Annotated in this window: 18 protein-coding genes and 1 tRNA gene; 9 read left to right on the top strand and 10 right to left on the bottom strand. The window is 67.5% G+C overall.

What is annotated here, in order from left to right:
* Positions 1 to 12: 12 nt before the first annotated feature.
* The 4 genes from VGN82_RS25405 (at position 13) to VGN82_RS25420 (ending at position 4,117) form a co-directional block, all read left to right on the top strand.
* The gene (locus tag VGN82_RS25405; protein WP_327529847.1) at positions 13 to 1,299 is read left to right on the top strand and encodes a DUF2157 domain-containing protein; all 1,287 of its coding nucleotides are present in this window, start codon (positions 13 to 15) and stop codon (positions 1,297 to 1,299) included.
* The gene (locus VGN82_RS25410; protein ID WP_327529848.1) at positions 1,296 to 1,916 is read left to right on the top strand and encodes a GDYXXLXY domain-containing protein; all 621 of its coding nucleotides are present in this window, start codon (positions 1,296 to 1,298) and stop codon (positions 1,914 to 1,916) included. The genes VGN82_RS25405 and VGN82_RS25410 overlap by 4 nt, the downstream gene beginning before the upstream one ends.
* A 231-nt stretch (positions 1,917 to 2,147) precedes the next feature.
* A complete protein-coding gene (locus VGN82_RS25415; RefSeq protein ID WP_327529849.1) occupies positions 2,148 to 3,350 on the top strand; it encodes an OpgC family protein in 1,203 nt (400 codons plus the stop codon).
* Between the two features lie 62 nt (positions 3,351 to 3,412).
* On the top strand, positions 3,413 to 4,117 hold the full coding sequence (locus VGN82_RS25420; protein ID WP_327529850.1) for an SGNH/GDSL hydrolase family protein: 705 nt from the start codon (positions 3,413 to 3,415) through the stop codon (positions 4,115 to 4,117).
* A gap of 104 nt (positions 4,118 to 4,221) precedes the next feature.
* Here VGN82_RS25420 and VGN82_RS25425 read toward each other — a convergent pair whose 3' ends face one another.
* The gene (locus VGN82_RS25425; RefSeq protein ID WP_327529851.1) at positions 4,222 to 5,151 is read right to left on the bottom strand and encodes a collagen binding domain-containing protein; all 930 of its coding nucleotides are present in this window, start codon (positions 5,149 to 5,151) and stop codon (positions 4,222 to 4,224) included.
* Between the two features lie 104 nt (positions 5,152 to 5,255).
* On the opposite strand from VGN82_RS25425, the gene VGN82_RS25430 reads away from it, so the two are divergent.
* Both VGN82_RS25430 and VGN82_RS25435 read left to right on the top strand, forming a co-directional pair.
* The gene (locus VGN82_RS25430) at positions 5,256 to 5,825 is read left to right on the top strand and encodes a nitroreductase family protein (protein WP_327529852.1); all 570 of its coding nucleotides are present in this window, start codon (positions 5,256 to 5,258) and stop codon (positions 5,823 to 5,825) included.
* Positions 5,826 to 5,829: 4 nt separating this feature from the next.
* Complete coding sequence (locus VGN82_RS25435; protein WP_327529853.1) at positions 5,830 to 6,435, top strand: flavin reductase family protein; 606 nt, start codon at positions 5,830 to 5,832, stop codon at positions 6,433 to 6,435.
* A gap of 15 nt (positions 6,436 to 6,450) precedes the next feature.
* Here VGN82_RS25435 and VGN82_RS25440 read toward each other — a convergent pair whose 3' ends face one another.
* Genes VGN82_RS25440 through VGN82_RS25450 form a run of 3 tightly spaced genes read right to left on the bottom strand, consistent with a single transcriptional unit; the run spans position 6,451 to position 8,065 of the window.
* Entirely contained in the window at positions 6,451 to 6,663 is a 213-nt protein-coding gene (locus tag VGN82_RS25440; protein ID WP_327529854.1) for a heavy-metal-associated domain-containing protein, read from the bottom strand.
* Positions 6,664 to 6,682: 19 nt separating this feature from the next.
* Entirely contained in the window at positions 6,683 to 7,561 is an 879-nt protein-coding gene (locus VGN82_RS25445) for an HpcH/HpaI aldolase/citrate lyase family protein (protein WP_327529855.1), read from the bottom strand.
* Between the two features lie 6 nt (positions 7,562 to 7,567).
* Entirely contained in the window at positions 7,568 to 8,065 is a 498-nt protein-coding gene (locus VGN82_RS25450) for a MaoC family dehydratase (RefSeq protein ID WP_327529856.1), read from the bottom strand.
* 262 nt (positions 8,066 to 8,327) lie between these two features.
* Between VGN82_RS25450 and VGN82_RS25455 the strand changes: the two genes are divergently transcribed.
* Entirely contained in the window at positions 8,328 to 9,440 is a 1,113-nt protein-coding gene (locus VGN82_RS25455; protein ID WP_327529857.1) for a lytic transglycosylase domain-containing protein, read from the top strand.
* Complete coding sequence (locus VGN82_RS25460; RefSeq protein WP_327529858.1) at positions 9,437 to 10,651, top strand: DUF2336 domain-containing protein; 1,215 nt, start codon at positions 9,437 to 9,439, stop codon at positions 10,649 to 10,651. Before VGN82_RS25455 ends, VGN82_RS25460 begins: the two co-directional genes overlap by 4 nt.
* A 69-nt stretch (positions 10,652 to 10,720) precedes the next feature.
* Here VGN82_RS25460 and VGN82_RS25465 read toward each other — a convergent pair whose 3' ends face one another.
* The 5 genes from VGN82_RS25465 to VGN82_RS25485 all read right to left on the bottom strand — a co-directional run bounded on the left by VGN82_RS25465 (position 10,721) and on the right by VGN82_RS25485 (position 15,298).
* Complete coding sequence (locus VGN82_RS25465) at positions 10,721 to 11,494, bottom strand: NAD kinase (protein WP_327529859.1); 774 nt, start codon at positions 11,492 to 11,494, stop codon at positions 10,721 to 10,723.
* Between the two features lie 160 nt (positions 11,495 to 11,654).
* Positions 11,655 to 12,638, bottom strand: a complete 984-nt coding sequence (locus VGN82_RS25470) for an MBL fold metallo-hydrolase (protein WP_327529860.1) — start codon at positions 12,636 to 12,638, stop codon at positions 11,655 to 11,657.
* 141 nt (positions 12,639 to 12,779) lie between these two features.
* Entirely contained in the window at positions 12,780 to 13,187 is a 408-nt protein-coding gene (locus VGN82_RS25475) for a hypothetical protein (protein ID WP_327529861.1), read from the bottom strand.
* A gap of 135 nt (positions 13,188 to 13,322) precedes the next feature.
* Positions 13,323 to 13,397: transfer RNA gene (locus tag VGN82_RS25480), tRNA-Thr, on the bottom strand.
* 227 nt (positions 13,398 to 13,624) lie between these two features.
* Positions 13,625 to 15,298, bottom strand: a complete 1,674-nt coding sequence (locus tag VGN82_RS25485) for an MFS transporter (protein ID WP_327529862.1) — start codon at positions 15,296 to 15,298, stop codon at positions 13,625 to 13,627.
* 356 nt (positions 15,299 to 15,654) lie between these two features.
* Here VGN82_RS25485 and VGN82_RS25490 point away from each other — a divergent pair, with 356 nt between their 5' ends.
* On the top strand, positions 15,655 to 16,263 hold the full coding sequence (locus VGN82_RS25490; protein ID WP_327529863.1) for a hypothetical protein: 609 nt from the start codon (positions 15,655 to 15,657) through the stop codon (positions 16,261 to 16,263).
* Positions 16,264 to 16,270: 7 nt separating this feature from the next.
* Here the strand turns inward: VGN82_RS25490 and VGN82_RS25495 are convergent, their stop codons facing one another.
* The gene (locus VGN82_RS25495; protein WP_414644390.1) at positions 16,271 to 17,101 is read right to left on the bottom strand and encodes a TrmH family RNA methyltransferase; all 831 of its coding nucleotides are present in this window, start codon (positions 17,099 to 17,101) and stop codon (positions 16,271 to 16,273) included.
* Positions 17,102 to 17,266: the final 165 nt, after the last annotated feature.

The raw sequence follows: 17,266 nt of genomic DNA on the forward strand, positions 1-17,266 counted from the left end.
AGATTGTTGGCGATGCTGACAGGCTCCTATCGCAAGCGGCTCGATGCCGATCTGACACGCTGGGTCGGGGAAGGGCTGCTCAACGCGGATTCCGCCAGCGCCATCCGCCGCTCGGTCGCCGCCGAGGGCGGTTTCCGGCTGCCCGCCCTGCTCGGGCTCTTCGGCGGTCTCTTGATCGCAGCGAGCGTCGCCGCCTTCGTGGCGGCGAACTGGGAGGCGATTCCGCGACTCGCGAAGCTGGCGATGATCCTGATTGGCGTCATCTCGGCGCTCGGCATTGCCGCAAGGCTGGACAGCAGGGGATCGTCCGCCGGCGCCGATGCGGCTGCGACCTGTGGCGTGCTCGTCTTCGCGGCCGGGATCGCGCTGATCGGCCAGATGTACCATTTGCCGGCGGACTGGCCGGCGGGAGCGCTGCTGGTGGCGCTCGGCGCGCTTGGCGTCGCCTTCCTGCTGGGCTCGAACGGCGCACTCGTCGTCGCGTTGGTGGCGCTCTGCGCCTGGAGTGTCGGGCGCTGGCAGGAGAGCCAGGGCGCGATCCATCTCGCCTTCTTCCTGCTTTATCTCCCGGCATCGTGGATCGCTTTGTCGCGGAGCAACCGGCTGGTGCATCATCTGGCCGTGCTCGCGCTCGGGCTCTGGCTCGCCTTGTTGCCGGGCGACTGGATGAACAGCCGCTTCGACTACGGCCTCCTCGCCTATGCGCTCGCCGTTTCGGCTGCATTTGTCGCGCTCGGTGGATGGGCGCTCGACCGCGGCGGGCCGGCCCTGCTGACCTGCTGCCTGCCCTGGGGGCTGCTCGGGCTGGTCCTCGTCCTCGATGTCGAGCTGATCCGCATCCTCGATGTGCGCGAGTCGCGTGCCGGATCGGCGATCTGGTTGAACTACGTCGCCTATGCCGTTGCCATCCTGGTGATTGCGGGCCTGGCTGCGCTGGCACGGGAGAAGCGTTTCGCCTGGCCATTGGCTATCGCCTTGCTCCTCGGCCTGCTGGTGCCGCCGGTGTTCTGGAGTGGCGCCGTCGTCGGCCTTGCCGGCAAGGTGATCGTGGCCAGCCTGGTGCTGGCGGCGGCGATCTGCCTCGTCGTTGCGGGCGTCACCGGCGGCGTCAGGCGCCTGACGCTGGCCGGTTCGGCGATGTTCGGGCTCGCGATCCTGATCCTGCTCTGGCAGACGATCGGGACACTGCTCGACCAGTCGCTGTTCTTCCTCGTGGCGGGCGTCGTCCTGCTTGGCCTGGCGACCGGAGCGCGACGGCTGTTCGCGCGGCTTTCGCGTCCGGCCGGGGAGGTCGCATGATGCGCGTTCCTTCCGCCGACCTGCTGATCAGGAAGGTGCCGCTGCTCTGGCGGACACTTGCGGCGATGCTGCTCCTGACCGGCGGGCTGCTAGCTCTGGTCGAGAGCCGGGCCGGCATTCTGCGCAACGGAGCCGAGGTGCGGCTCAAGACCGTCCCGGTCGATCCGCGCGATCTGTTCCGCGGTGATTATGTCGTCCTCGCCTATCCGATCAGCACGGTGGAAGGCCCCGCTGGCGGCGAAAGCGGGTTCAAGCGCGGCGACGCCGTCTTCGTCACCCTGACGCGTGATGCCGAGGGCTTCGCGCGCGCGACCGCCGTGGCCCGGAGCCGTCCGACGGTGTCGGGCAGCGATGTCGTGATCGCTGGCCGCGTCCAGTCGACGGGTGCTTGCGCCCTGAATGATGCAGGCGAGACCGATTGCGCGTCCGGACGGCGACGCCTGCGGATCGCCTACGGACTGGAGAGCTATTTCGTGCCGCAGGGCGAGGGGCGTGCGATCGAGACCACGCCCCGTGCGCGGATCGAGGTGGTCGCGGCTGTCTCCGCCGGTGGCGAGGCCGCGATCAAGCGCCTGCTGATCGACGGCAAGCTCGTCTACGCCGAGCCGCCCTACTAGGGGCGCAATTCTTCGTCATTTCACTTCCTCACCTTCGTGTGCTCGTGCCGCCGGATATGGGCGGGCGGTCGCTACACAGGCTTGTGAAACGAAGCTTGATGACGCGGCGCCGCCTCTGCTTTATGAACAGCAGATGAACGGACCCGACAGATTCCGTTCATGTTCGGGAACCTCTGCCGATGCGGCTCGTTCCCCTATCTAGCCTCGGCCAACCCATTCCGGATGCCATTCGTGACGCAGGCGCTTTCCCGATTCCTGTTCCTGGGCCGCGGCCCGGAAGGTGCGCCGCCAGCGGCGCAGCGGGATGCACGCATCGATGTCATCCGCGGGCTGGCACTGCTGATCATCTTCATCAATCACATGCCGGGGAACGTGATTGCCGGCTACATGCCGCATAATTTCGGCTTCTCGGATGCCGCCGATGCCTTCGTGCTGCTCGCCGGCGTCTCGGCGACGCTGGCTTATGGCAACCTGATCGAACGGCGTGGCCTGGCGGTCGGCGCGCTGAAGATCGGCGCGCGGGTCTGGACGCTCTACATCGCGCATATTGCCGTGTTCATCATCGTCTGCGGGGTTGTGGCAGCCGCGGTGACGCGCACGCAGAACCCGCTTTATGTCGAGGCGATCAACATCCAGCCCTTCTTTTCCGACACGTTCGAAGCCCTGATCGACGTGCTGACGCTGCGCTACCAGCCGTCCTATCTCGACATCCTGCCGCTCTATATCGTGCTGCTGGCGCTGTTCCCGGTGATCTATCTGGCGGTGCGCATCAGCCCGCTCGGAACCCTTCTGGTCTCGCTCGCGATCTGGCAGGCTGCGCTCTGGCTCGGCCTGAACTTCACCAACGTTCATGCCGCCGGCTGGTTCTTCAACCCCTTCGCCTGGCAGGTCGTCTTCACCCTCGGCGTGATCCTGGGCTGCGCCACGCAACGCGGCATCGCCGCCCCGCGCCTGCCCTGGCTCGATGCGCTGGCGGTGGCTTTCCTCGTCTGCGCCTATGTTGCGAAGACCTCGTCCGGAAATCCGATCGGCATCGCGCTGCTGAACGATTGGTTCGACTCGGTTCAACTCGGTTCCGACAAGACCAACCAGGCTTGGAGCCGCCTGCTTCATGTCGCGGCGCTGGCCTGGCTCGCCATGCGCTGGCTGCCCGCCGGCGAAGGAATGCTGCGCCATGCCGTCGGTCGGACGCTCGCGGTGGTCGGACGTCACTCGCTCGATGTGTTCTGCACCGGGACGGTGCTGGCGATCACAGGCCAGATCATCCTGGCCGAGACCGGCTTCGCCCTGGGGCCTCAGTTGCTCGTTTCCGCGGTGGGCATTACATTGCTGGTCGGATTAGGGATGTTTTTGACGTGGTACCAGTCGATCACACTCTCCGGCGCAGCAGATGCGTCCGCAGCCTCGCGGCGGGCGTCGGCGCAGCCGCACTGACCCTCCTGGCGGGGTTGGGCGGAGCTTCGGCCAACCCTGCGCTACCTGCCGCAAGCACGGATATGCGCTGCCGCTCCGGGACGGTGCAGACCGCGTTCCAGCCCGTCCTGCCGGCCGCCAGCAAGGCGTTGCGCGAGACGGGCAAGCTCACCATCGTCGCAATCGGCTCCTCGACGACCGCCGGAGCCGGGGCCAGTGCCGAGGACAGGGCCTACCCCGCCGTGCTGCAGGACGAACTGCGCCGGCGGCTGCCGAATGCGGATGTCACCGTCATCAACAAGGGCGTCGGCGGCCAGTCGGCCTATGAGATGCTGCTGCGGATGGATGCCGATGTGGTCGAGCTCAAGCCCTCGATCGTCATCTGGCAGACCGTGGTCAACGACGTGATCAATCACGTCAGCGAGGACAAGCTCGCGAAGATTCTGCGCAAGGGCATCCTCAAGGTCCAGGCTGCCGGCATCGACATGGTGATGATGGACCTGCCGTGGCTGTCGCGAGAGGGGCGCTATCCTCGTTATGACGAGTACCGTGCGATCCTGAAGAAGACCGCCGACGAACAGGGCGTCTCGATCTTCCCGCGCTATGGGATGATGCGGGACTGGGCTCGCTCGAAGCGCTTTACCCCCGAAGAGCTCGTCGGAATGGACGGGACGCATATGGTCGATGCCGCCTATCGCTGCCTCGCCATCCGCCTCGCCGACGGCATTGTCGGTGCCCTGACCGGCGCCAGGCCGGAACTGGCAGTCAGTCCCAGACCGACGAACTGAGGGGCGGCCAGCCCCCGCGCCGCCAGAATCCGCTTCGGTAGCGGTGGGCAGCCCTGCAGCTTGTCGGGATGGTGGAGGGGGCGAGCCGAACCGGACGGGAAAACCTACTTCGCCGCCAGCACCTCGATGTCGCGGTCGAGGCCTGATTCGACCTTGAAGTCGCGGGAGTGGACCTGTCCCTCCTGCCGGGCGATCAGCACGTAGTCGCCTTCCGCCAGGATCACCTGCGGGAAGGCGCCGATCGCCTCGCGGATGACGTCGCCGCCCGGTGTCAGCACGCTGAAGGCGGTGCCGGCGAAGGCTTCGCCGCCAGGAGCTGCGACCAGCTTCAGCGTGACGCGGGCGGCGCGGTGATGCAGCGTCGCATCGGTGACCTTGCCGGACTCGACCTTCACATCGGCACGCTGGATCGCGTTGGAATCGCCATAGGTCGAGACGACGTGATAGGTGCCCTCCGGCAGGCGGATCAGCTCGCCGCCCTTGGCGTTGGCGATGAGGCGTCCTTCCGAGTTGCCCTGCAGCGGGACGAAGATCTGGAAGCTGAGCTGGGCCGGCGCGATCGGCGCATCGCCGATCGAGCCCGCGAGGGAGAGCCCGCCGGCGCTGATCGAGATCTGCTCACGCAGGCCCATCGGGCCGAGCGTGACGCGCTTGGTGCCGCTGGCGAAGCCATAGGCGGCATGCAGCAGATAGGTGCCGGGCTCGAGCGAGAAGAAGGGCTGGGCGTCCGTCGAGCGTGCCACGATGCGAGGCGGTGAACCGTCGGCGGTCTCGCTCAGGACGCGCCAGACGAGGCCGGAGCGGATCGGCTTGCGGTCGCTGGCGAACTGCGCCGTCAAGGTCAGGGAGGCGAGAGGCGTCGTCTGGGATTGAGCGGGCTGGATCGACGGGGGGGCAGCGTCGTTGCCGAGCGCCGGCGCCTGCATCGCCGGCTGGACCTGCGCCGAGCCGACAACGGGATCCAGGGCGAGCGCGATCGCGAGCAGGCTCGCGGCAAGCCGGCGCCGTCCTTCAAACCCGTCCAATTCAAGCATGCTCACAGCCCTCGGTACCCGTGCGTTCACGTCTCAGCAGGCTCGCTTGTCCTCATCATGGCGAAACACTAGGTCTGTGACGGTTCCTCGCATCCGGATGCTTCATGACCGATACGCTCTCCCTCCTCAAGCTGCGCCGCTCGGTGCCGCCGCAATTCCTGACCGCGCCCGGTCCCGATGCCTCGCAGCTCGAGGAGCTTCTGACGATCGCCTCGCGCGTGCCCGACCATGGCAAGCTGGTGCCCTGGCGCTTCATCGTGTTCTCTGGCGAGGGCCGTGCCAAGGCCGCCGAGGTGGTGGCAGCGGCGTTTCGTGCGCGCAATCCCGAGGCCCGGCCCGAACAGGTCGAGTTCGAGCGCCAGCGCCTGCTGCACGCGCCGGTCATCGTCGCCGTGGTCTCGCGGGCGGGGCCGCATGTGAAGATCCCCGAATGGGAGCAGGAGCTGACCGCCGGGGCCGTCTGCATGACCATGCTCGTCGCGGCGCAGGCGATGGGCTTTTCGGGGAGCTGGCTGACGAACTGGTTCTCGTTCGACCGCGGCGTGCTCGATGCATTCGGGCTCTCGGCCAGCGAACGCATCGCCGGCTTCGTCCATCTCGGCACGGCCACATCCGTCCCCTCCGACCGGGATCGGCCGGTTCTTGCCGATATCGTCAGCCACTACGGAGCCTGAGGCCATGATCTATTCGCCGGCCCTGCAGGACCATGGCCTGTCGCACGACCCGTTCAAGGCGATCGTCACGCCGCGTCCCATTGGCTGGATCACGGCGATGAGCGCCAAGGGCGAGATCAATCTCTCGCCCTACAGCTTCTTCAACGCGGTCTCGACGCGGCCGCACATCGTGATGTTCTCCTCGGAGGGCAAGAAGGACGCGATCGCCTTCGTCGAGGAGACCGGCGAATTCACCTGCTCGCTGGTGACCAAGTCGCTCGCTCATCCGATGAACCAGACCTCGGCGCCGCTGGCGCGCGGCACGAGCGAGTACGGCCATGCCGGGCTCGAGATGGCGGCATCGAAATTCGTCAGGCCGCCGCGCGTCGCGGCGAGCCCGGCCGCGCTGGAATGCAAGCTGCTTTCGGTGCAGCAGCTCGTCGATCTCGACGGCAACAGTGTGGAGCGCTGGATGGTGCTGGGACAGGTCGTCGGCATCTTCATGGACGACGCCTTCATCCGCGATGGACGCTTCGACACCGCCGCGGCCCATCCGATCGCGCGCTGCGGCTATGCCGATTATGCCGAGGTCGACCACCTGTTCTCGATCCAGCGCCCGCCAGGTGGCTAGGGCGGTGGTGCTCGCTCAGGCCCCTGAGGGGGCCTTCACGCGATAGTCGCCGAGGGGGGCAAGCGCCGCGTTGATCGCGGCAGCGTCGAGCGCCGCGCCCTCGGGCAGCGTCAGCCGCGGCGGATCGAGCGTGACCGTCGTGCCGGGAGCGAGCCTCGTCGCGGCCTGCTGGACCCGCGAAAGGCAGCCGCCGCAATGCATGCCCGAAACCTCAAAAACCCGAGTCATTGGAATCGCCTCCAGCGGTTCATTCAGCCAGCTTCTGAGCGCGTGCCTTGACGCGCTTTGCCCTGATGAGATGGGGACGATCCAGCATTTCGCCATCCAGCCCGATCACGCCGACGCCGGGATTGGCATCGAACAGGGCGATGATCGCCTCTGCCCGAGCCAGGGCCTCCGGAGAGGGAGCGAAGATCTCGTTGATCGGTGCGACCTGATCTGGGTGGATCGCCATCTTGCCGGCGAAGCCGTCGCGCCGTGCCGCAAGGCATTCGGTACGAAACGCCTCGGCATCGCGGAAGGCCGTGAAGACGGTATCGATCGCATCGACCTGTGCCGCGGCCGCGGCGAACAGCGTCAGCGAGCGGGCAAGGCGGTAGGGATCGGTATAGGTGCCGGACTCAAGCCGGTTGGTCTCCGCGCCGAGATCGGCCGACAGATCCTCCGCGCCCCAGGTCAGGCCGGCGAGCCGGTGTGTCGCGCCGGCATAGCTGCCCAGGCAGAAGATGCCCTTGCCGGTCTCGGTCGCGATCGGAATGATCTTGGTCGCGCCATCCGGCAGGTCGCTCTCCGCTTCGCGTACGGCGATCTTGGCGGCGAGGTGGCTGACATCGGTGCCGCCCTCCGATTTCGGCAGCATGATCGCATCCGGCGCGCCCGGCATGACCGCGTCGAGATCGGCCTCGGTCAGGCCGGTGGACAGTGCGTTGATGCGCACGATCAGGCGGGGGCGCCGGGGCAGGGCGCGCGTCGCCTCCAGGAAGGCACGGGTGATCTCGCGGGCCTGCGGCTTGGCGTCGAGTGCGACGGAATCCTCAAGGTCGAGGATCAGCGCGTCGGCGCCGCTGTCGAGGCCCTTCTGCTGTTTGCGGGGGCTGTCGCCGGGAACGAAGAGAAGCGAGCGCATGAGGGGTCAGACCGCGACGGTTGCAGGCGCAGGGTGGCGGCGCATGAAGGCCTGCCGCCGGCACTGCGCGACCAGCGTGCCGTCCTGCTTGTAGGCGCGGTGGTGGAACTCGACGATGCCGGCATCCGGGCGCGAGCGTGATTCGCGCTTGGCGACGATTTCCGTGGTGCAGTTGATCGTGTCGCCCTCGAAGAGCGGCGCTGGGAAGGTGACGTCGGTCATGCCGAGATTGCCGATCGTCGTGCCGACCGTCGTATCGTTGACCGAGATGCCGATCATCAGCCCGAGCGTGAACAGCGAGTTCATCAGCGGCTTGCCCCATTCCGTCTCGGTTGCGCAGAAATGCGCATCGATATGAAGCGGCTGCGGGTTGAGGGTCATGTTCGAGAACAGCATGTTGTCCATCTGCGTCACCGTGCGGGTGAGCCCGTGCTCGATGATGGCGCCGACCTCGAAATCCTCGAAATAGATCCCGCCGCGCTTGTGGCGCTTCAGTTCAGGCATCGACATCCTCCGTCACGCTGTCGCGGCAGTTGGGCCGCCTTCGATCGCGTCGCATTCGGACAAGCCGGTCCGGCTGCGAAGCGCGGTCGCTTCCAGGAGTCATAGAGCATTGCCGATGCAAAAAAACGGTTCCGCATCTTCGCGCAATGCGCCGGCGATTCCTCCCGATTAACCGTTCGCTTACCATAATCGGGCCACTCTCCACACAGCGCCGCAACGTCATGCGGCAGGCCGCTGGCGGCGGGTTCGCCTGAGAGTCTCGATGTTCCTCTTCACCACCCCGCAGACGCGAGAAGCCCAGCCGGCCAATCCGGTCGTCAGCGCCATCCGCGACGGCGCGGCGAAGACGGGAGCAGGCTTCGACTATCTGCTGAAGACGGCGCAGCGGGAATCCTCGCTGGAGCCCGACGCCAAGGCCAAAACCTCGAGCGCGACCGGCCTGTTCCAGTTCATCGAGCAGACCTGGCTGTCGATGGTGAAGCAGGAAGGGCCCAAGCAGGGGCTCTCCAGCTATGCCGACGCGATCAGCGATACGGGTGGCCGCCTGACGGTCGCGGACCCCGCGGCTCGCGAGAAGATTCTCGAGCTGCGCAAGGACCCGCAGGTCGCCGCCGTGATGGCGGGTGCCCTGACCCAGAAGAACCGCGAGCAGCTCACGACCGCGCTTGGCCGCCAGCCCCATGCCGGCGAGCTCTACATGGCGCATGTGCTCGGCGCGCGCGGCGCGTCCGATCTGATCAAGGCGGCAAGCAACGACCCGACACGCAGCGCGGCGAAGGATTTTCCAGAAGCCGCCGCAGCCAATCGCGGCATCTTCTTCGACAAGACCGGTCGGGCGCGCAGCGCCCAGGAGGTCTATGGCGTGCTCGCCGCGAGCCATGCCAACACGCAGCTTGCGGCGGCGACAGCGACGTCGGCCAAATCCGCCGCGGCTCAGGGGGCGAGTGCTGCGCACGGGGGCGACAAGCCAGCCGAGATCGCGGCGGCGCTCCAGCCCGGCCGGGCCAAGGGGCTGATCGGCCTGTTCTCGACCGAAGGCTCGCGTGGGCCGGTTTCGCCGGCCGTTGCCAATCTCTGGGCGACGCCGCGTGCCGATGGCACGCGAACGGCCTCTCTGGATGCTGCCGACCGCTATTTCCCGCGCCAGACGAAATCCGACGCGACGGCGACGGCTCCGACGGCGTCGGATGCCGCCGCAGCCAACGCGTCGACCTCGAACGCGCCGGCCGCCAAGGTGGTCAACGCGCCGTTGCCGCCCTCGCGGCCGGTCGAGCTGACGCAGCCCACGGCTGCCGCCCAGGAGCGGCCGGCTGGTCGGTCGCGCCGTGCGCCGCTCGATCTCTCCTCCTTCATGACACAGCGGAGTGGCACGTGATCGTTCGCCGCTTTCTGCTCTGGGCCCGCACCGCCAATGCCGAGGATCGCGCGAGCGGCGCGGCCGCTCTGGCCGGGGCCTATCTGCGCTCCGGCATGGCCGATGAGGACCGCGCCGAAGCAGAGACCGCGCTGGTCGCGCTGATCGACGATCCGTCGCCGCGTGTGCGTCGCGCCATCGCCGAGGAGATGGCATCGGCGCCGCGCGCGCCGCGCAATCTCGTTCTCGGGCTGATCGCGGATCAGAGCGATGTCGCCGCCCTCATGCTGGCTCATTCGCCCGTGCTGACCGAAGCCGATCTCGTCGACGCAGCCGCGATCGGGGATGTGCTGGCCCAGCGCGCGATTGCGATGCGCCCGGCTCTCTCTGCTGGCGTCAGCGCGGCGCTGGCGGAGGTCGGCGGTGAGGAGGCGCTGGTCACGCTGGCGGGCAACCGCACCGCCGATATCGCGGATTTCTCGCTGGAGCGCATGGTCGAGCGGGCCGGGGATTGCGGTGCCTTGCGCGAAGCGCTGCTGGCCCGCGCCGATCTGCCGGTCGGGTTGAGGCAATCGATCGCCGCCAAGGTCTCGGACGCTCTGGCGAGTTTCGTGACGGGCTGCGGTTGGCTGACGCCGGAGCGGAGTGCGAGGCTCGCGCGCGAATCGACCGAACGCGTCGCGGTCGCGCTCGCCGCGGGGGGCGAGGAGAGCGACGCGCCGGCCATCGTCGACGTGTTGCGGGTCACCGGGCGGCTGACGCCCGGCCTGATGCTGCGCTCCCTGCTCAGCGGAGAGCCGGCTCTGGCGGAGGCGGCATTCGTTGCCTTGTCCGACCTGCCGCCGCCGCGTGTCGCAGCGTTGCTGCGCGATCGTCGTGGCGCGGGCCTCAAGGCGCTCTACCGCAAGGCAGGCTTGCCCGATTCGCTCCAGCCCGCCTTCACCGCCGCCATCATGGCGCTGAACGCGCGTGGCTTCGATGCCGGTGGGCGGCGGAGCGGACTCGACCGTTCCTTGCTGCGCGAAGTGCTGATCGCCTGCGAGGCGCTGGACGGCGCGGGCACTGAGGCGCTGATGGGCCTGCTGCGCCGCATGGATGCGGAGGCTGCGCGCGAGGAGGCGAGGGCTATGGCGGACTCGCTCGCCGACGACGCCGCCCTGGCCTATCTCGTCGAGGCCGATCCGGCCCTGCTGGTCGAACTCGACATCGAGGATCTCAGGCAGGCGGCCTGAGCGGCTGCTTCCGCCAGTTGATGCCTCCGCGCAAGGGCGCCTGCCCGCGAAGCCGGGCCTCGTGCCGGTTCAATACCCGAACTGTTCGCGCAGGATCCGCTCGTCGAGGCTGTGGCCGGGGTCGTGCAGCATGACGAGATCGACGGTGCGGTCGATCTCGATCTCGACACGGACGACATTGTCGATCTGGACGTGGTCGGCCACCGCGCTGACCGGCCGCTTCTCGGCCTCCAGGACGTCGATCGTCACCTTGGCTTGATCGGGCAGGAGCGCGCCGCGCCAGCGCCGGGGGCGGAAGGCGGAGATCGGCGTCAGCGCCAGCAGCGGCGCATCCAGCGGCAGGATCGGGCCATTAGCAGAGAGGTTGTAGGCGGTCGAGCCGGCCGGTGTCGCCAGCAATACGCCGTCCGCGACCAACTCGCTCAAGCGGACTTGACCGTCGATCGAGATCCTCAGCTTTGCCGCCTGGTAGGAGCGGCGCAGCAGCGAGACCTCGTTGATCGCCTCGGCGCGAACTTCGTTGTCGTCCTTGTCGATCGCGTTCATCGACAGCGGGTGGACGACGCTGCGTTGCGCCTCCGACAGCTTTTTGCGCAGGCCGCGTTCGCGGAACTCGTTCATCAGGAAGCCGACGGAGCCGCGATTCATGCCGTAGATCGGCGTGCCCGTACCGATGAAGCGATGCAGGGTCTGCAGCATCAGGCCGTCGCCGCCGAGTGCGACGATGACGTCGGCCGTCGCTGGGTCGGCATTGCCGTAGCGCTCGGTCAGCTTGGCCAGTGCGGCCTGCGCCTCCGGAGTCTCGCTGGCGACGAAGGAGATGGCCTGGAAACGCTCGGTCATCACTGGTCCTGAGGCGGCGCGCCATGGCGGCGCAGCCGTGCCTTAGCATGGGCGGCGGGCGGATCGCGAGCCGGCAGCGACGGAAAAGCGCCGGCGCGGCCCGACGAAAAAGGCCGGGGTTGCCCCCGGCCTTCTCGTGTCTGCCGCTATCGGTGCGGCGTCAGATCGCGGTGCTCCACTGCACCGGCACCATCTCGAAGCCGCTGCCGGACTTCGCGATATAGCCGGTCGCCGGGAAGGGGGCGTGGTAGAAGGCGACCTGCATCCTGTCGGCCGAGACCATGTCGAGCAGCTTGCGGCGTGTCGCGGCGGCCTGCGGGCCGTCCATATCGAAGACGGCCGACCAGTCGGGGTTGCGCACGAAAAGGGCAGGGTGGTTGGTCGTATCCGACATGACCATCAACTTGCCGGCGCCCGAGGCCACCGCGAAGACCGTATGGCCCGGCGTGTGGCCCGGCGCGGCGATCGCGGTGATGCCGGGCAGGATCTCCTTGCCGGCCTCGAACTGCTTCACGTCCTTGGCGACGGGGCCGAAGACACGGCGGACGCCTGCGAACGCGCCCTTCATCGCCTCGGGGGCGGCGCTCGCTTTGGCGTCATCCATCCAGAAGGCCCATTCCGCCGCCGGCACCATGACCTCGGCGTTGGGGAACAGCGCGGTTCCGTCCTTCAGGCGGAAGCCGTTGATGTGGTCGCCGTGGAAATGGCTGAAGACGACGGTTGAGACATCTTTGGCATCGAAGCCGGCGGCCTTGAAATTGGCCGCCCAGGCGCCCGAGGTCGGTGCGCCCGAATCACCGTTGCCGGTGTCGATCAGCGTGAGCTTGCCGCCATGCTGGATCGCCAGCGTTGTGAAGGTGATGTTGAGGGCGTCTGCAGGCAGGAACGATTCCGCCATCGCCTTCTTCACGTCGGCGAGTTCGGCGTTGCGGACGAAGCCCTCGAGCGGCCGGCGGGCGAAGCCGTCATTGATGGCGGTGATGGTGATGTCGCCGACCTTGTAGCGATAGAATCCGGGGGCCTGGTTCACGGGAGCTCCTTGCGCATAGGCCGGGCTAAGCCCAGGCAGGTCCAAAGTGGCGGCAGCGGCGACCATGCCGGCGCCCGCGATCACGCCGCGGCGCGACAGGTTGAAATCGGTCATATGGCTTTCCCCTCAGCTCGGCTGATGCCTGCGCGAGACCCTAGCGGGCGGCGCGCCGGGTTCAATCGCCGCGCGCCGTCGCACAGTCACGGCGGAGGTCAAGTTTTCGTGAGCAGCGGAGTCTGGCGCGCGAGGGGGGCGTCACCGGCTGCCTGGACCAGCCTCGCTGCGGGCGAAGGCGCGCAGCATTGCCGCACAGAGAGCCAATGCGCCGATCGTGCCGCTCGCCGAGCATTCGGCGACGAGCGCTTGGAATACGGCGCTGTCCTCATCGGCGATGCACTGCAGGCTCCAGCGCCAGTCGGGCGCCTTCTGCCGCAGCAGCCCGACAGCGACGTCGATATTGCCGCTCACGGTGCCGAGCGCCTTCCAGAGCGAGCCCTGCAGGTAGATGCCGCCCGCCGGCGCCCGCCGGCTGACCAGATGCTTCGGCTTGCGGCGGACGGTGAAGCCCAGCGCCTCATAGATGTCAGCATCAAGCGCCCGGTCCGGCTTGGCAGTGGCTTCGCAGCGATCGGCGAGGGCGAGGAGATGTTCAGGTTCTTGCATTCTGAGCGTGTTCTGGGCCGGCGATCCGCTTGATCGCTGCGTCGGTCAGGCAAGATACAGGCCGAACTGCCCCCTGCACAGGTTGCGGCAAGCATATCGAGGGTTCGTGCAGGGCGGACGGACGGGGTGGTGAGATGGTGCCGGCGGAGAGGATCGAACTCCCGACCTTCGGTTTACAAAACCGCTGCACTACCGCTGTGCTACGCCGGCCCGTGGGTCCCAAGTTTCGGCCCCTACTCGGTATTTGGTGATCGCTGCGCCACCCAGGCGCATGACCCGCTTCCCCCGCTCGGCTGGCTGCCTGCGGCGTCGCGTCGGTAGCGGTTACCAGCCAGGGCCTCTCAGGGCAAGATCATCGGTCGGCCGGCTGCCGCGAAAGAAGAGGCCCCGCCTTCGGAAAGGCGGGGCCCGGTCGTCTTACGGAACTGCGCCGTGGCTCAGTTGTCGTAGGTCATGATATCGCGATCCTTGGTCTCCGGCACGAAGAGCAGACCGATGACGAAGGTCGCGAGAGCGAAGATGATCGGGTACCAGAGGCCGTAGAAGATGTCGCCGGTGCCGGCCACCATCGCGAAGGAGGTGGCGGGCAGCAGGCCGCCGAACCAGCCGTTGCCGATGTGATAGGGCAGCGACATGCCGGTGTAGCGGATGCGGGTCGGGAACAGCTCGACCAGCGCCGCCGCGATCGGCCCGTAGACCATCGTGACGTAGACGATCAGCACGGTCAGGATCGCGATGACCGTCAGCGACTGGCCACCGAAGAGCGCGCCGAAGAAGCCGGTCTTGACGATGCGGGCGTCGCCCGGGGCGGGATAACCGGCCGCAACCGCTTCCTTGGCGATCGTCGCCGCGAAGGTGGCGTCGATGGCGACGTCCTTGCCGTTGACGGTGACCTTGGCAGGGGTTCCCGCCGGAGCCGGCGCCTGGGTGTAGACGATGGCCTGCTGGGCCAGCGTGCGGCGGGCGATGTCGCAAGGCTGCGTGAAGGTACGCACGCCGACCGGATCGAACACCGAGCCGCAGGTGGCGGGATCGGCGACGACCTGGACCTTGACGTTCTCATGCGCCGCGGCAAGGCCGGGGTTTGCCGCCCGGGTCAGGGCGCCGAAGAGCGGGAAGTAGGTCAGCGCCGCGATCAGGCAGCCGGCCAGGATGATCGGCTTGCGGCCGATCTTGTCCGACAGCGCGCCGAAGAAGATGAAGCCGCCGGTACCGATGATCAGGGCCCAGGCGATCAGCACGTTGGCCGAGTAGAGATCGACCTTCAGGATGCTCTGGATGAAGAACAGGGCGTAGAACTGGCCGGTGTACCAGACGACGGCCTGGCCCATGGTCAGGCCGAAGAGGGCGATCAGCGCGATCTTGGCGTTCTTCCACTGGCCGAAGGCCTCGGAGAGCGGCGCCTTCGAGCCGGTGCCCTCTTCCTTCATCTTCTTGAAGGCAGGGGATTCCTGCATCTGGAGACGAATCCAGACCGAGATGGCAAGCAGGAAGATCGAGAGCAGGAACGGAATGCGCCAGCCCCAGGCGGCGAACTCGGCCTCGCCCATGTTGACGCGGATGACCAGGATGACGATCAGCGAGAGCAGCAGGCCGAGCGTCGCGGTGGTCTGGATCCAGGAGGTGTAGAAGCCGCGGCGGCCGACCGGGGCGTGCTCGGCGACATAGACCGCCGCACCGCCATACTCGCCGCCGAGCGCCAGGCCCTGCAGCATGCGAAGCGCGATCAGGATGACCGGCGCGATCCAGCCGATGGAGTTGTAGCTGGGCAGCAGGCCGACCAGGAAGGTCGAGGCGCCCATGATCACGATCGTGACCAGGAAGGTGTATTTGCGGCCGATCAGGTCACCCAGGCGGCCGAAGAACAGCGCGCCGAAGGGGCGGACGAGGAAGCCGGCGGCGAAGGCCAGCAGTGCGAAGATGGCGCGGGTGTTGGCGTCGAAAGCCGAGAAGAAGTGCGCGCCGATCATCACGGCGAGGGAGCCGTAGAGATAGAAGTCGTACCACTCGAAGACGGTGCCGAGCGACGATGCGAGAATGACGCGCTTTTCTTCCTTGGTCATGGGGCGTGGCGCGGTCTTCGCCCCCGGTACGTTTGCAGCCATGCTCATGGCGTTGTCTCCCCTGCGATTTCCCCGACAGCGGGACGATCCGCGCTGCCCTTTGCCTGGCTCGCTTTCTGACGGCGCGATGCCAGCATGCTCGTCGCTCAAGTCCGCAGACTCAGCATTCCGATCCGACGCGAAGTGATGCGCGCGGGGCGACCAATCGGCAATCAAGCACTTCGTCTAAGAAACCGCCGCTTTTGGCCGGATATTGCAGTTGCGAGCATGGTTGCGGCCCATTTTCCGGTGGGGCCGACTTTCGTATGATTGTCGATGCGGCCGGTTGGAACGGCTTCCCAATGCGGCTGATCTGCTTATACTGCCTGCTCGGAGGCCTTCAGATGCGGATGAGGAGGAGCGCCATGTCGCGCACCGGAACGATTCGCCTCGGCCTGCTCTTGGCTGCATTGTTGATGCCGATCGGTGTGGCGGAGGCCGCAGGGCCCGGAAGCGGCTTCTTCGCGAGCGCGCCGAGAGCCGTGAACGTGGCCTCCCGCGGCGTCCACCACCTGCCCGGCATTCGTCAAAGGCTGTCTCCCGGCGTTCAGCACAGACTTTCGCGCGGTCCCTGGATTCGGAACGATGGGGCTCGCGTCCATGACGAGCGCTTCGGGCGCCGGCACGACCGCGGCCGTTTCACCTCGTTTGGCTATGTCGGTCCCTGGGCCTATCCGGGCTATTTCGGTCCCTGGCCTTATCCGGCCGGCCAGGGTTCCGCATACGCAGCGCCGTCCGATGATGACGGTCCGCAGCGCTCGATCGATCCCAATTCGTTCGAGTTCATGCCGGCCAGCACGGGAATCGCCCGCGCGCCGACGCCGCAGCCGACGATCTATCGGCTCGAGGGGCGCCGCGACCGCCCGGCGACGCGCGTCATCCGGATCGGCGATCCGGAGCCGCGGCAGATCCGCCGCAGCCGCTTCGCCCATGCCGAGACGGGCGCGCTGCTGCTGATCGTGCCTGGCCGCTGAGCGTGGCTCAGCGGCGCCGGCTGGCGGCGTAGAGCGCGATGGCGGTGGCGTTGGAGACGTTGAGGCTGGTGATGGCGCCGGGCACCTCCAGCCGTGCGACCTGATCGCAGAGTTCGCGCGAGCGCTGGCGCAGGCCCTTGCCCTCGGCGCCCATGACCATGACCAGCGGCCGGGTCAGCGTGACGTCGTCGAAGGCGACGTCGCCGTCCGAATCGAAGCCGATGCGCTGGAAGCCGCGCTTGCCGAGCTGTTCGAGCGCATCGCCGAGATTGCGCACGGCGATCAGCGGTACATGTTCGAGCGCGCCGGAGGCCGATTTCGCCAGCACGCCGGTCGCGGCCGGCGAGTGCCGGATCGTGACGATCACCGCGGCGGCGGCGAAGGCAGCGGCCGAGCGCAGAATCGCGCCGACATTGTGCGGGTCGGTGATCTGGTCGAGCGCCAGCACCACCGCATCGTCGGGCAGGCTGTCGAGATCGGGCGAGGGCAGGGGATCGCAGACGAGATAGAGGCCCTGATGGACCGAATCGGGTGTCAGCAGTCGGTCGATCTCGGAAGGGCGCACGATCTCGGCCTGGAGCGGCAGGTCGCCGACTTCCTCCTGCAGCCGCTTCAGGCCGTTCTCGGTGGCGAGCAGGCGACGATAGCGCCGGTTCGGGTTGCGCAGCGCCTCGATGACGGGGTGGACGCCGTACAGCACCGCCTCGTCGATATCGCCGGGGCGATGGTGCAGCGTGCCGTCGGCGCGCCGCGGGCTCGTTTGGCGCGGCCGACCGCTTCGGTCCGGTCTGGGTCGAAACGGCGCGGGCATTGGGTTTCTCCTTGGTCGCGGGCGCATGCCCTGACATGACAAACTTAGCTTGGCCAGTAGGGAATTGCCTTTTGAATTCCACATGACCATGGGGCAGGCGGCTTTTTGCCGTTGACAGGGCGCGGCCCCGTCACCATAAGTCCGGCCGCGCCTGTCGCCGTCACGCAAGTGACACGAGAGATCGCCTGCGGC

It is taken from the genome of Allobosea sp., assembly GCF_035999205.1.
In the GTDB taxonomy this organism is placed as follows: Bacteria; Pseudomonadota; Alphaproteobacteria; order Rhizobiales; family Beijerinckiaceae; genus Allobosea.